Genomic DNA, 14,764 nt, shown 5'->3' with positions numbered 1-14,764 from the left:
ACGCACAGCGCGGACTGTCGCTTTTCAAATTAGGAAATCTCTGTAGCCACCATTCATGAGCGCGCGGCCACGCGAGACGGCCCGACGGATGCGGTCGCGCAGATGATCGCGAGGATCCGCCCAGTCGGCATGGACGCGCCGTTGACCGATGAGAACTTCGGCGAGCTCGCGATGAGGTGCTCCGGCGAGCGAACCGTCGAGCGCACGAAGAACGAAGGACAAACGAACGCCGCGCTTTTCCGGCGCAAACAAGCGGGGGGGCAACTGTTGCCCTAGACTGAGAGCATTGAGGCACTCCAGTCCCCTCAGTCGATGCTTTAAAAGCACCGCGGGCCAGATGGCTTGCGTATGCAGGCAAACAGGGTGGAGGATATTCGCGCCCGAGACGGCGAGCTGCAGCGCGTGGTCCGCATTGCGAAGAAGAACATGCTGGCTCTTGTCGGGCGCCAGCAGGACGATTGCACGACAGGGCAATGCCGAGAGTTCGAACGGCGGTGTCGGCGACGAGGCAGGCAACCGTTCCGCAATGACCGGCAGCACATGGACGCACCAGAGCGGACACCAGAATACGACCGAAGCGCGGCCACAAGACTCCGCGAAACAGAACACCCCAGCGTGACAGGTCGCCGGCCGACGCGACCATATCGAGAAAGGATTGGAGAGACCAAGTCTTGCAATGCTGGCGCGCAGCGGTCAGATCGCGCTGGAACGCTGGATTGCGGCGTAAGAACTCCCAAGCCCACTCCCGCAGCGTCAGGCCAGCGGTGTAGTCGTATGATCTTTCATCCCGCCAATCGGCCTGATCCGCGCCAGTCAGGAGATTCATGACTGACATCCCCTGCCCGCGCCTGCGTGCGTCGAAACATTATGCCACTTCGCAAAGCATCGGCGTAGGCAGCAGACGTCGAAGACCCCGTTTCGTTGAAGCGTCAGCCATCGCCACTGTCGGCGACAGAAGATGTGCCCAAATTGCCACCAGACCGTCGAACTGGCACAGCGACGGCCAGCGCGACCTGGAATTGATCCCGTAACAGTCATCGGCTCCTGCGTCGCGATCCAGACGTCCCTTGAAGGCGCAGTAGCGCGGCAGTGGATCGCACGCTGCTTGTCGGCAAGTTGTCGTAGCGGCGGCGCCATAGGCACGGTCATCGGAGGGTCTCCTGCGGCAAGCTTTCGCCATTGGAGGCCAATCTCCCCGCTAGGGCAGCCTGTGCAGTTGCACAGGTGAAGCGGATCAATCAGGGGGAGCCATGGCGGAAACTGGATGATGGCGGCTTGAGGAGAGCGGCGTATCGAGGCGGGTGATGAAGCCTGCCAGTACCTCTCAAGGAGAGTGATACGCCATGAACGAGACTATCAACACATTGTTCGCCTTCGTCAGCCCGACGAAATCGATGATACCCTGACGGATGTACTTCGCAGCGGCGCGCGCAAATTGCTTGCGCATGCGATCGAGATGGAGGCCGAGGCGTATGCCAAGGCGGTCGACTGCCTGACGAAAGATCATATTGCGTCGCTGGCGCTCTACGATTTCCCCGCCCAACACTGGGATCATCTGCGAACGTCCAATCCCATCGAAAGCGTCTTTGCAACCGTTCGCTATCGCACGGTGCGTACCAAGGGCTCGCTATCCTCGAAAACCGCCCAGCTGATGGTCTTCAAGCTGTTGGCCGCGGCCAGGAAGTGGCGACGATTGAAAGGACAAAATCAGTTGCCGAAACTCATCGCAGGTGCCAGGTTCCTGGACGGAATCCAGGTCATCGAAACGAAGCCGCAGAGCGCCGCTTGATCAGCCTCGTCACCCAAATTCCAGCATAGCTCCATCGGAACTGCCAGCCTTCCTTGCCGATCAGGCGCATATCAGCGCTGACGATACCGAGGACGGCGATGGCGGTCACCTCCAGGCCGCCGAGTAACGACCCTCAAAACACCGCACTGGTCGAGGCCAGCCTGAACCGGTATCTTGTGCCTGCCCTCGGGAGTCGCTCTATCCACCATGTGATCGACACCGACATTGCTAACGTCACCAAGAAGATCGTCGCCGGGGGTCACCCGCAAGCGGCTAACACGGCCTTCTGGTGTATGCGGGCATTTTTCAACTGGTGTCGCAAACCGCCGCAACGGCTCATCCGCGGTTTCCCCGCGAGGGATTGGAAAATCCGGATCCGGCCCCGATCGTCAAGCGCAAGCGAGTGGTGAACGATGCCGAACTGGCGGCTATATGAACGGGCTGTGAGCCCGAACCGGGCGATATCGGCTATTCGTTCGGCTCCATCGTCAAGCTGCTCATTCTGACCGGACAGAGGCGTACGGAAGTTGCCGCGATGCGTTGGTCCTCAACCTTGAAGCCGGAACATGGAACTATCGGGTGACCGCACGAAGAACGAAGAGCCTACGCTTATTCCGCTGCCCACACTGGCGGTGTCGGTCCCCCAGACGGTACCGAAGACCAATGACACGTTTTTTTCCCTGCGAGGGGCAACGAAAGAAGCCACTTCTCAGGCTACGCGAAGGGCAAGAAGGCTCTAGACGGCAAGGTCAATACTGACGGGGTGGCTTTGGAGAACTGGACCCTTCACGATCTGCGCAGGACGCTCGCGACAAATCTCGGCAGGCGGCAGGTATTGCCACACGTCATCGAGCACATACTGAATCACAAGGCGGCGTCCTTGACAGACATTGGCGAAATCTACAATCTCTATAGCAAAGTCAAGGAGAAGCGCGAGGTGTTGCAGATGTGGTCAAATCACATCGAATGGCTGATCAAGCAGGCTGCGGATGACGCTCTGGCGGCGTAGCTGCTGGCATGGGCGGAAGATGCGGCGCAACAATCGTCAGAGCCTCATCGAATTGGAGATCATGCTTGACCAGCAAATGCGCGGCCAATGCTTCGATGGCCGACCAGTGATCGAGTACTAGCCGGGCCGTGCAATCTTCGATCCGCCCCCAATCGGGGCGGCGCGGCATCAGGAACCGCAACTCACCATAGATTCGCTTGGCATCCGCGTAGTCGCAGCTCCCCTCATTCCCATCGGACGCATTCATCGCCATATCGCGCGGGTCCAGATAGCCTTCGAATGCGGAGTCTGCAAAAGGACCTGCCAGACACGCAACTATCTCCCGGATCGCATCATCGCGTTCCAAACATCGATCCATATCGTCCTCGAAAATCGGCTTTCGCTTCGAGGTGAATCCTTGCGCTGAATAAAAACCCGCGCCTTCGACAACACCACCGCACTCTCCGTCACCGGCGTCGGGGTAAATACTAACACTTGAGAAAGCAGGGAGTTCACGGTCGTCGTCGAACGTCTGACGGTGCAAAACGATGGCGGCCACCGCGTGCCCGGCTTCGTGATGCGCCACAAGCGGCAGATATTGGGAGGCTACATTCATGCGGTGCGGCTCTCAGGTCTAGTTTGCTTTTGCGCATAGGACCGCAATTGTCGTGCCAACTGGGAAAATCGTTTCGGGCAATGCGATCGCTCCGATAGCGTTGCGTCTCCTGTCTGACATTGTTGGGAAGTCGACACGCGCCCGTCGCAATGCGGTCGACCTTCCGCGCGAGTTGGGTGACCCGTGAAGGCGGCCGACCAGGACGATGTTGCGCTGATCGGCGACGAAGGCGCGGCCGGGCGAGATCGCGCATCAGGGGGTGACCGGCGTGTCGGCGAAGTCGAAGTCGTCGATGTCCTTGGCCAGCGGCAACTTGGCGACAGCGAACTGGTATTTGATGGAGCGGGCCTGCTTCTCCGATATCTCGGCCTGCAAGAGATCACCGACAATCCTGGGCGGCTCGTGCCGTCGCTTGATGGCGACGCGCCCATGATCTCGTCATAGGCTCTGCGCATTCCGTAGAGCTTCAGCGCTCCCATCAGTTCCAGTACCTCGGTGCGTTCCATGGCTGTTTGTCCTCCTGAGACTGTCATAGCGGGTGCAGTCGGCGACACTCGTGAGCTAGCTTCAGCGCTTGGGGAATGGAAAGGATCGTGCCCGGCGCCGGATCGCGGCTGCGGGCCAGGATGTTGAGGATCACCGGCGCCGACGATGCACCGTGCTCGATGGCTTCCTGACAGGCGGCCTCGACCGCGCTCAATCCGTCGGTCAGCACCCAGGTGAGGATCAACACCATCTGCCGGTCGACGTCATCAACCGCCTTGAGCTGCGCCGCACCTTCTCCATTGCCGACCGCACGACCCAGCTAAGGAACGGCGCGCGCCGTGTGCCAGGGATCGTAGACGACCTCGTTGCGGCCAAAGGAGCGAACGTGTTCTCCCACGACCACGCCATCCTCTGGCGGATGCGATCCGATCGACATAAGCATGGATCTCGACGGGCCGACCGACGGCACTCGACAGCACCGAGTATTTGTTGTTGTCGAAGCGCACCGTGCAGGTCTTCGACACCGACGGGGGAATGCAGTGGAAGCCGTCGAAGCGACCGGCAGCCGCTCCCGCTGCGGCTTGGCCGCATTCGCCGACAGCAGCCGGTCCCGCGTCTCACGCCGAGCTCCCATGCGGGGATAGGGCTGGTGCTTGCGCTCGTAGCGGAACTCCGTCTGCTCAGAACGCAGGACCTTGCGCACCACCTTGCGCGAGATCTTCAGCTCACGGCAGATCGCCTTGATCGACTTCCCCTGGACCAGCGACAGCCGACGTATCTTTGCAATCGTCTCTAAAACCAACATCCAAAACACAAATGCCTCCGATCAAGCCGGAGGCATCTTGATGACCCCATCGTTAAAGGGTCCCGTTTGGACGAAAATCACCCTTTAAACAGGGTCCCCATTCCACGAAAAATCAATGCACTACCTTCCAAAGCTGCGAGAGATCGCCACCGACCGCTTTGAAGGGGCTTTCGGCGGTCTCGTCAGCGAGGTTGTGGCATGAAGAAACATCAATCCACAGCATTGGGCCGAAGCATGCCACGGGCTCATGCCGCGGGAGAGCGGGAAGATATTCTTGAAAGAAGCGGTCTCCGACATCAATACCGACAGGATGGGCAGCTTTCTCACATCACTTGAGGTCGAGCGTGGCAGTTGCGACCCGCAATGCAAGGCTGGCGGCGATGGATGCCTTTGCGCGGTTCCTGATTTCGGAGCACCCCGAATATTAGGATACGCTGCAACTGGTGGTGACACTTCCCTTCAAGAGGGCGCGTGGGTGGCACCTGTCGAATATCTCGATGAGCCCGGAAATCAAGAGCGTCCTGGCGCGTATCGTCCGCCGCACGCCTTCTGGACAGCGGGATTACGCTCTGTTTTCGCTGATGTTCAATACGGATGCACGAGTTCAGGGATCCTGAATCTTCGATTGTGACCTTCGTCTGGTATCGCCCTGTCCCGCCGAGCAAAGCAACGACCGCCCCACACTGCTCACCCGGTTCGGTGTTCCATACTTGCTGCGCACACATGGCTGCGGGCGAAGGAACCACCATGGCGGAAAAAAGCATCCATCATCGCCCTTTGCGGGACACGACGGCCATCCACCTCGTCAAGGCGGGTGTTGACATCGCCACCATCAGTCGATGGCCAGGCCACTCGGGCTGAACTAACGATGCGCTACGCCCAGGCCGGTATCGATATGAAGCGGCAAGCGCTCGAACAAGGCTTCCCCGACGTGATGTCATCGGCAAAAGATCAGACGATCATCGCTTTGATGGCTGGATGTTTGGCTGGCTGCACCGCTTGTAGACGCTCAGTTATGTGGAGTTGTATCGCGGGAAGTCGCGCGTCTTGGGCTTTTGCGGTGTCAGCTCCACATCTCTCCGCAGTGCACGTTGTCACTGTTGAAGAGCCGTTTGTTCAATCTTCGTCCTGGCACGGCAAGGGTTGTCGATATTGTGGGCGTCTTGCGCTTGCCGAGCTTGTCCGAAATCCAGCGCCGGATCAGGCGTGAACACTGTTGCGTAGTTCGTCAGCCAGAGCGCGGAGAACGTCGGCGCTTCCTTCCAGCGCCGTAAAAGCGTAGGGATTGAGGAACTGTCGGCCCCAGAACAGATTGCGATCTGTGCCGGATAGCGTAGCTTCCTCGCTGACACGCGGCCAATTCTCCGCAATGCATCGGAGCTGGCCTTCAACAATCGCAAGAGCTTCCGGCGCGCTGAGCAGGAAGTGATGCGCCGCTTCAAGGCAGGACGCTATCCGGCTCATGCGGTTATTGCCGCTGATGAGCATGGCCTGGCTGGCCTCCTGGCCACTGCGGGCCTGCGGACAAATATCGTACGCAGGCGTGAGGGTGAGCTTAGCGCCGTCCCAGAATGCCGCATGGTTGCGGGCATGATCGTCGGTGTTGCCGCAAAGTATGTTGAAGACAATGCGGCTGAACAACTCGCGCAGAGTTTCCGACGGCGCGGTGAATCGGTGGCGAATGATCTCCGCCAAATCCTGGTAGCTGGCGTAACGCGCCATCATCTCATCGAGCGCGAGCATCGTCAGCGCTGAGACCATGGATTTGCGTTGCCAGCCGCCCGTGACCTTGATCCGGTCGAATCGCTCGACGAGCAACACGTCGTTGCCTGCGGCGCGAACGAGCGAGACGGATGCCGCTCTGATGCCGCACAAGGCGGCAAGCCGCATGGCTATGAATTCTCCTTTGACGACGCTGTAAAGGTCGGCAGACGAGGAAAATTTCGCGACATGCTTGACGGCGTCACCCTCGATCAGCGCCTGAAAGGCAACTGTAGCAGTGCCGCGAACCGGGTTCCTCCCTATGCAGCAGCGGCGTGAACTGACCGCCCAGTTCTGTCCACCCAACTTTTACTGCCCGGATCGGCTGACGCGCCGGCGGTTGGCTTCGCGATAGGCCTGCTTAAAAGGCTTCCAATTGAGAGGCCGTCTCTCTCAAAGGGAGCTGTAGAGAGGATTTAACGTTTTCCAGTGTGTAAGCAAATGCAGTGGGCCTATCGAAGCGCCAATCCTTGTTGGCATACCCTCCAGAGCCCTCTTTAGGTTGTCCGCGGTGATCACCGAGCCTGCGTAAAGCCAGTTGGCCAAGTCAAGCATGGCGTCATATGCATCAGTTCAGTCGCGGTGCCGCAGGCATCCTTGAAAATCCTGATGCGGTAGTCGCGCGAAATCGCGTCTCACACTGTCGTTTCCAAACAAACCTCGCTTAAGCTCCGAACATTATAAGATGGTCCGCATTCAATCGGCGCAGCAAAATCTCCAAATTCGTGTTGTAGAACGCGCTGGGACGCTGCTTTCGTACAAGGCTAGCTTCCGGTTTCAGGTCCACGATGAATCTCGGCAGCCTGCCCGACGCTATGTGATGGGCGTCCGCCGTTCAAAGCCTCGTGACGTAGCGCGTCTACTCCTCTTGGATCATACCAATTCTGTGTATAGACAATAGGCAGCCCCGCTGCACGGCATGCATCGGAGAGCTGTCTTGGCACTCCGCAGCAGCTCTTCTCGATTGTAGATCGACCATGCCCCATCCGCTTCGATGCAGTCATGTAAATCCACCGCAATGACTACAGTGCGCTTGAACTGATCGGGCAACGTCATGTCGAGAACCTTTCCCCTTGTTCATAATTTACCCAAGGACATCTTCAAACAGCCGCGAGTCGTGATAGAAACGCTCCGAGGTCGATCGTGCCGATGCATGGGCGCACCTTCAATTGTCCGTCCAAACGGCTATTTGCCAATGAGGGCACGGAATGCGCAAGCAACCACGCCGCAATCGCGATTTGAATGCCACTTCCTGGTCAGATGGTTCAATTCTCAGGCCTGTTCGAAGAACTCTACTGCAATCAGCCGCTCTTTATTCCAGACGCTAGTGCTTTGACAGGCGAAAGATTGCTGCCCGACATAGACCATCTTCATGACAAGCTTAAAGCCGCTCGTAGGAGCATTCAATTTTTGCGCTGACACGATGCCCGCAGCGAGGGATCGCGAAAGTCCATCCCATACGCGCCTGGAAAGGGGGAGCCTAACGACCGTACGCGGCCGGCCCGGGCAGCATTAGTCCGAACGGCACGAGAGGAATAGCGGAACGACGTCCACAGGTTCTGCAGTCCTAGAGCAGTTCGCATTTAGGTTGACTTATAGCCTGCGCTTTCCATGTAGTTGTTGCATTCGTTTGGGCTGACCTGGGGTGTGGGCGATGGCGTTGTGATCGTTTGGCGGCACGGTCGGATGCAGTGCTTGAGCTTAGCAAACAGCTTCTCGATTGGATTGAGATCTGGACTGTAGGGCGGCAGGAAGAAGAGCCGCGCCCCAGCAGCTCTGACGATATCGCGGACGGCTTGGCCTTTGTGGGAACCGAGATTGTCGAGAATGACGATGTCCCCCGGCTTCAGGGCTTTGATGAGCTCGGTTGCGACATAGGCACGGAGGGCCTGCGCATTGATAGGGCCGTCAATGACCCAAGGCGCCTCCAACCCGATCATGGCGTAGCGCGGCGATGAAGGTCATGGTCTTCCAATGGCCATATGGTGCGTGGGCCATCAGCCGCTTGCCGCGCACACCCCAGCCGCGCAATGGCGCCATGTTTGTCTTGACCCATGGTTCATCCAGGAAGACCAAGCGCGTAGGGTCAATGCGGGTCTGGTAGCGCATCCATTGCGCTCGCCGGCGCATCAGCTTGGGCTTGAACTGCTCGGCCGGCAGAATGGGTTTTTTAAAACTCTTGCCCTCGCGATGCAGGAAGTGACCGACGCTCGCAGGGTGGATGATGAGACCACGTTCAGCCAGTGCCGCCGTCAACTGATGAAGCGTCACGTTGGCATCTCGCTCGACCTAGCCCAGGACGAAAGCACGATGCTCCCATCGATCAGATAGGGCCGGTGACCGCCCATCTTGCCAGGTGCCGCACTGCCAAGGCGACGCTTGCGCGCCGCCCACTTGATCACGCTCGACACCGCCACCCTCAGAGCCGCAGCTACCTCACGGCTCGTCTCGCCCTCTTCAAGTCGGGCCAGTGCTCGCTCCCGAAGATCCATCGAATAAGCCTTCGTCAGTCCCGACCTCCAACGGTCAGAACATCAAATCTGATTTGCTCATCCTTGGGAATCCCGAATCAGATAAAACGCGAACTGCTCTAGTGGTGTGATGGGATCGCAAAAAGCTTTCGCCCGAGGGACTTGGACATAAAGTGGGTTTAAGACTAGCGAAACCTTTTGCGCATTCTCAAGGCTATTGCCCGCGCCTATCATCAGCAAGATACAAATCCGGCACGCCTTCTTAGACGGCGGGGCCACGAGTGTTTTAATGCGGGACGCCGGTCGTTCCGCTATCGCGGGCGAGGCTCTGAATGGACACTGACGTTCCCGCAAACCGACGCCGCGGAGGCCGGTCTTCGGTGGTTGCGGCACGGGAGGCTGAAAGAAGGCCGCGTGTCTCGACTATCAAGTACGGAATTCGACCTGTGGAGGCCGTCAACGCCGAACAGCTTGAGCGCATTCATCAGGCTTCGCTGGCGATCCTACGCGAGATCGGGATCGAATTCAGAGATGAGACAGCGATCAGGCAGTGGAAAGAGGCGGGGGCGGATGTCCGTGAACACCGCGTTCGCCTCGAGGCCGACATGGTCATGGATCTCATCTCCAAGGCCCCTTCCCGTTTTGAAATGACGTCTCGCGATCCGTCACAGCGTTTCGAGATCGCGCCAGATACAATGACTTTCGGCGTCATGCAGGGTGCGCCAAACATCCGCGATCTTCAGGGCGTGCGGCGCGCATCCACGATCGAGGATCTCCGGAACATGAACCGGCTGACCCAGATGCTGCCCGGTTTCCATATCGCGGGCGGGTTCACCTGCGAGCCGACCGACATCGCCGTGCCATGGCGCCATCTGCACATCAATCATTCGAGCCTGGTGGAAACCAACATGCCTTTCTTCGGTCTGACGACCGGAAAGCAACGTGCCGACGACTCGATCGCGATGGGCCAGATCGTGCATGGCAAGGCATTCATGGATCAGAACGCGGTGATGATCGGTCACGTGTCGGGCAACTCGCCGCTTGTCTGGGATTCGACCATGCTGGAAGGGCTTCGCGCCTTCGCCGACGCGAACCAGGTCGTGCTGCTGTCTCCATTCGTGCTCGGCGCCGCCAACACTCCCGCCGACATCCCCGCCACGATCGCCCAGTTGAATGCGGAGGCGCTCGCCGCGCTGGCCTATACTCAGCTTGCCGCGCCAGGCGCCAAGATGATCTACGGTCAATATTCCGTCTCGGTGTCGATGCGCAGCGGCGCCCCCATGTCCGGCATGCCGGAAGTTACTCTGATCAACGCCGTCATCGGACAACTGGCAAGGCGCTATAACGTGCCGTGGCGAACCACTGCGTCTCAATCCTCCGCCAAAACCTTCGATGCCCAGTCCGGTTATGAATCAGCCATCGCCTACATGTCCGGCGCCAGCGCCTGCTCCAACCTTATGATGCATGCCGGCGGCTGGGATGAAGCCGGTCTGGTGTGCTGCATGGCGAAGTTCATCGCCGATGCTGAACAGAACCTGCTCATCGAGAAATACGCGCGGGGCATATCATTCGAATATTTCGAGGATGCGCTCGAAGCCGTCCGCCGCATCGGACCCGGCGGCCACTATCTCGGAGATTCCTTCACGCTCAAGCGCTTCAAGGACGCGTTCATCGCGCCGGAGATCCTCGACTACCTAAGCTACGAGCAGTGGAAGGTCAAAGGTTCCAAGGACATGGCACAGCGCTGCAGGGAGAAGGCGACAGCAATCATCGCGAGCTACGAGCAGCCGCCGATGGACCCTGCCGTCCGCGAGGAACTCGATGCGTTTGTGGCGAAACGCCAGGAGGATATTTCCCCGAGCCTCGCCTAAGTCCAGCCAGGCGCCCATGAATAAATGGACCGGGAACAATAAAATTAGGGAGAAGAAACATGGCGTTTTTCAGAAGCAATGGGGATCGCGTTCCAGCTTCCATCGATAAGATGGCGAGCGAGGTCAAAGCAGGCACGATGGACCGGCGTGAGTTCCTTGCGCTTGCAAGTACATTCGGCGCCTCGGGTGCGATGGCCTATAGCCTGATCGGCGTGGCATTTCCCCAATCGGTGCGCGCCGCTGAACAGAAGAAGGGCGGAATTCTGCGCGTCTCAATGCCCGTCAAGGCGCAGAAAGACCCGCGTACCTATGACTGGGTGGAACTTGCCAACATCTCTCGTTGCTGGCTGGAGCCGCTCGTCCGTTACACACATGAGTTCACGTTCGAACCTGTTCTGCTGGAAAGCTGGGAGATCAATGAGGACGCGACGGAGTATGTCTTCCACGTCCGGAAGAGCGTCACCTGGAACAACGGCGATACATTCGACGCCGATGACGTAATCTTCAACATAACCCGGTGGTGCGAGAAGGGCGTCTCGGGCAACTCGATGGCCGCTCGTGTCGGGGGGCTTATCGATGCCAAGAACGGCAAGGCGAGAGATGGAGCGATCGTCAAGGTCGATGATTATACCGTCAAACTCGAGCTAAGCGACCCCGACATCGCCATAATCGCGAATTTCACCGACTATCCCGGGCTGATCGTCCACCCCAGTTTCGATGCCGGCGGCGCCGACCCAGTCACGAAGCCGATTGGGACGGGTCCATTTGAACTGGTATCCTACTTGGTCGGCAGCAAGGCTGAAGTCAAACGCCGGCAGGATGGCAAGTGGTGGGGCGGCGAGGCGTTGCTCGATGGCGTGCAGTTCGTCGATTATGGGACCGACTTCCAGGCGACGGTGGCTGCTTTCGAGTCCGGGGAGGTCGATCTCAATCTGGAGACTCCGGCTGACTTCATCGACATTCTGGACAAGATGGACCTGGTAAAATCGGAAGTCGCAACGGCAACGACGCTCGTGTGCCGCACCAACACCGCCCACAAACCATATGACGACAAGAAGGTCCGAAACGCGCTGCAGATGGCGGTCGATAACAACGCTGTCCTTCAACTCGGCTATGCAGGGCGGGGAACGGTCGGCGAAAACCATCACGTCAGCCCAATTCATCCGGAATATTATGCTCTGCCCAAAAAGAGCCGGAACGTAGAGGGCGCGAGGAAACTCATTGCTCAATCCGGACATACAGACTTCGAGCATGAGTTGATCTCGATCGACGAGGATTGGCAGAAAAACACCGGGGACGCCATCGCGGCCCAGCTGCGCGAGGCCGGTTTCAAGGTCAAACGTACTGTGCTTCCGGGTTCGACATTCTGGAATGACTGGTCAAAGTACCCATATTCGCTGACCGTCTGGTACATGCGCCCCCTCGGCGTTCAGGTTCTTGCATTGGCCTATCGCACTGGCGAAGCCTGGAATGAGACCGCTTATTCAAACCCCGAGTTTGACGCCAAGCTCAAGAAGGCCTTCTCCGTGAGTGACGCTGCCGAGCGCAAAGAGTTTATGAAGAACATCGAGGACGTGTTGCAGGACTCCGGAGTGATCATCCAGCCGTTCTGGCAAAGCCTCTTCGGTCACATGAACAAAAAGGTCCAGAACTACGTAATTCACCCGACGTTTCAAATGGATCTGCAGAACGTCTGGCTCGCCGCCTGAAGGCTCCAGTCGAGCACGCCGACTGGAGGGCAGGCCTGGTCCGGAGCGTGGTGTCCAGATGGACGTCGTCGGGTGAACAGGACGGTGAAGTCTGGACGATGGCACCATGAAGCAGGGAGAACTGCGCATCTGTCGGTAACGGTGCGACCTGCTCAGGAATAGAAGAGTAGCTCTACCTGCCGTAGGGCCTTGCGGAATCCGGAGCACCTATTGCACACAACTAACTTTAGCGCGACGCCGCGATATTCCCCTGGACCCTGGTGGCGTAGCAAGTTTTCGAGCGAGAAAGCTTCTGGAGAACAGCAACATGGGTAAGTGCGGAATACTAGATCCTTTTGAGTGCGGGGTAATCCCTCTCGCTGATTGGATGACTATCGGGCTGCGCTGGGTTGTTGATCACTACAGGCCGTTCTTTCAATCGGTCAAGGCGCCCTTCGACCTTCTACTGCAGTGGTTCGGCATAGCGCTCCATTCGGTTCCTCCGGTCGTGATGATCATCGTTGCGGGCCTGGCGGCTTGGCAGTTCGGCGGACGGAAGGTCGCCGGGGTTATCGTCGGCGCTCTCATCTTTATGGGTCTCATCGGCGTCTGGCAGGACGCCATGACGACGCTTTCAATTGTGCTGACTTCGCTCGTCGTAGCGGTGATGCTTGGCATTCCGCTCGGTATCTGGGCGGCGCGGAGCGAGCGAGTATTTGTGGTGATGCGTCCGATCCTTGACGGGATGCAGACCATTCCAGCGTTCGTCTACCTGGTTCCCATTGTGATGCTCTTCGGTATCGGCAACGTGCCGGGCGTGATCGTTACGGTAATTTTTGCGGTTGCGCCGCTGATCCGCCTTACGAACCTCGGCATACGGCAGGTACCGGAAGAGGTGATCGAAGCCATGCGCGCCTTCGGCGCTACGGAGCGTCAGCTTCTGTGGAAGGCTCAGCTGCCGCTTGCGCTACCCACCGTCATGGCCGGCATCAACCAGACGCTGATGATGTCGCTATCGATGGTGGTCATCGGTTCGATGATCGCTGTTGGTGGACTGGGCCAGACGGTGCTGCGCGGCATAGGCCGTCTTGATGTGGGTTTGGCGACAGTCGGGGGCCTGGGCATCGTCGCGCTGGCCATCGTGCTGGATCGCTTCACGCATTCGCTGTCGACACAGAAGCGAAGGCCGGGCGAGCTCTGGCATCAAGGTCCGGTGGGACTTTTCAGGGCCGTCACCTTAACAACTAGTCACAGAAGCTGAGCAATTTGCTCACACAGGGAGGAAACGATGAAGATAAAATGTGTGGCGCTGGCCATGGCCGTGATGGCTGGCTATGCGGTGCCGGCAATGGCAGATCAGGTCATGCCGGCCTGGAGCGGAGCGACAGAAGAGCTGTTCCAGACATTTGTCGTGGATGAGGGTCTCAAGGAGCTCGGCTATAACATAGCTGACCTGACCCAGGTTCAAGTTCAGCTGGCGCATACCGCTGTAGCTAACGGCGATCTCACCTTTTATGCGGTGCACTGGGTTCCGCTTCACGACACTTTCTGGAAAGCATCAGGCGGCGATGAAAAGCTGATGAGCGTCGGCACCCTAATCAAGAACAGCCTGCAGGGCTATCTGATCGATAAGAAAACGGCCGACGCCACTGGCATCAAGTATCTTGAGGACCTCAAGGATCCCGAGAAGGCCAAGCTTTTCGACATCGACGGGAATGGAAAGGCAGACCTCTACGGTTGCGAACCGGGGTGGGGCTGCGAACGCGTGATCGAGCATCAGCTCGACGCCTATGGCCTGCGTGATACCGTCGAGGAAAAGCAAGGCGGCTATTTCGCCATCATTCCTGACGCGATCGAACGCATCAAGGCTGGCAAGCCGACACTGTACTACACTTGGACGCCGCTGTGGGTATCTGCCATTCTCCGCCCAGGCAAGGAGGTTGTCTGGCTCAACGTCAAGAACACCTCTCTTCCTGACGCGGAGACCGGCAACACAGTTGTTGAAGGCCTCGGGAATCTTGGCTTCGCCGTGAACGACCAGAAGATCATCGCCAATACGACTTGGCTGAAAGCCAACCCGAAAGCCAAGAAATTCTTTGAGCTCGTGCAGATCCCGATTGCGGACGTCAACGCGGAAAATCAAAAGGTTGCCAATGGTGAAAAGAGCAACGAGCAGATCATGAAACACGCACCCGACTGGATCGCCGCTCACCACGCTGATTGGGAAAAGTGGATCGCTGAAGCCAAGGCCGCCAAGTGAGGCTCTGAGGTTTAAATCGGCCGGCGGCA

At 58.4% G+C, this 14,764-nt stretch carries 9 protein-coding genes and 4 pseudogenes; 7 read left to right on the top strand and 6 right to left on the bottom strand.

From position 1 onward, the window contains the following. Positions 1-24: 24 nt before the first annotated feature. A complete protein-coding gene (locus tag EN745_RS01305; protein ID WP_224570032.1) occupies positions 25-540 on the bottom strand; it encodes a DUF2285 domain-containing protein in 516 nt (171 codons plus the stop codon). A gap of 793 nt (positions 541-1,333) precedes the next feature. Here EN745_RS01305 and EN745_RS01300 point away from each other — a divergent pair. Both EN745_RS01300 and EN745_RS01295 read left to right on the top strand, forming a co-directional pair. Continuing rightward, entirely contained in the window at positions 1,334-1,789 is a 456-nt protein-coding gene (locus EN745_RS01300; RefSeq protein ID WP_256748481.1) for a transposase, read from the top strand. Positions 1,790-2,552: 763 nt separating this feature from the next. Then, entirely contained in the window at positions 2,553-2,798 is a 246-nt protein-coding gene (locus tag EN745_RS01295; protein ID WP_126080680.1) for a tyrosine-type recombinase/integrase, read from the top strand. Here EN745_RS01295 and EN745_RS01290 read toward each other — a convergent pair. The 3 genes and pseudogenes from EN745_RS01290 to EN745_RS36720 form a co-directional block, all read right to left on the bottom strand. Beyond that, a complete protein-coding gene (locus EN745_RS01290) occupies positions 2,764-3,393 on the bottom strand; it encodes a hypothetical protein (RefSeq protein ID WP_126080679.1) in 630 nt (209 codons plus the stop codon). The two genes, EN745_RS01295 and EN745_RS01290, sit on opposite strands and share 35 nt — an antisense overlap. A gap of 192 nt (positions 3,394-3,585) precedes the next feature. Continuing rightward, a pseudogene (locus EN745_RS36725) lies at positions 3,586-3,899 on the bottom strand (ATP-binding protein); the annotation flags it as partial. Positions 3,900-3,909: 10 nt separating this feature from the next. Further along, positions 3,910-4,442 (bottom strand): annotated as a pseudogene (locus EN745_RS36720) (IS21 family transposase); the annotation flags it as partial. 516 nt (positions 4,443-4,958) lie between these two features. Here EN745_RS36720 and EN745_RS35880 point away from each other — a divergent pair. Continuing rightward, a complete protein-coding gene (locus tag EN745_RS35880) occupies positions 4,959-5,315 on the top strand; it encodes a hypothetical protein (protein WP_126080678.1) in 357 nt (118 codons plus the stop codon). Positions 5,316-5,884: 569 nt separating this feature from the next. Here the strand turns inward: EN745_RS35880 and EN745_RS01270 are convergent. Further along, positions 5,885-6,667 (bottom strand): annotated as a pseudogene (locus EN745_RS01270) (HipA domain-containing protein); the annotation flags it as partial. Positions 6,668-8,028: 1,361 nt separating this feature from the next. After that, positions 8,029-8,955, bottom strand: a pseudogene (locus tag EN745_RS01260) (IS630 family transposase). Between the two features lie 293 nt (positions 8,956-9,248). Here EN745_RS01260 and EN745_RS01255 point away from each other — a divergent pair. From EN745_RS01255 to proX, 4 genes are all read left to right on the top strand, one after another. Next, the gene (locus EN745_RS01255) at positions 9,249-10,787 is read left to right on the top strand and encodes a trimethylamine methyltransferase family protein (protein WP_126080626.1); all 1,539 of its coding nucleotides are present in this window, start codon (positions 9,249-9,251) and stop codon (positions 10,785-10,787) included. Between the two features lie 59 nt (positions 10,788-10,846). Then, positions 10,847-12,496, top strand: a complete 1,650-nt coding sequence (locus tag EN745_RS01250; RefSeq protein WP_126080625.1) for an ABC transporter substrate-binding protein — start codon at positions 10,847-10,849, stop codon at positions 12,494-12,496. A 367-nt stretch (positions 12,497-12,863) separates the two neighbouring features. After that, a complete protein-coding gene (locus EN745_RS01245) occupies positions 12,864-13,736 on the top strand; it encodes an ABC transporter permease subunit (RefSeq protein ID WP_245466464.1) in 873 nt (290 codons plus the stop codon). 27 nt (positions 13,737-13,763) lie between these two features. Then, positions 13,764-14,735 carry a glycine betaine/L-proline ABC transporter substrate-binding protein ProX gene (proX, locus tag EN745_RS01240; protein WP_127420355.1) on the top strand — a complete coding sequence of 324 codons (972 nt, stop codon included), beginning with the start codon at positions 13,764-13,766 and terminating at the stop codon, positions 14,733-14,735. Positions 14,736-14,764: the final 29 nt, after the last annotated feature.

It is taken from the genome of Mesorhizobium sp. M4A.F.Ca.ET.022.05.2.1 (genome assembly GCF_003998845.1).
In the GTDB taxonomy this organism is placed as follows: domain Bacteria; phylum Pseudomonadota; class Alphaproteobacteria; order Rhizobiales; family Rhizobiaceae; genus Mesorhizobium.
Note: the sequence above shows the minus strand (reverse complement) of the source record. Positions and strands in the feature narration are given on the sequence as shown.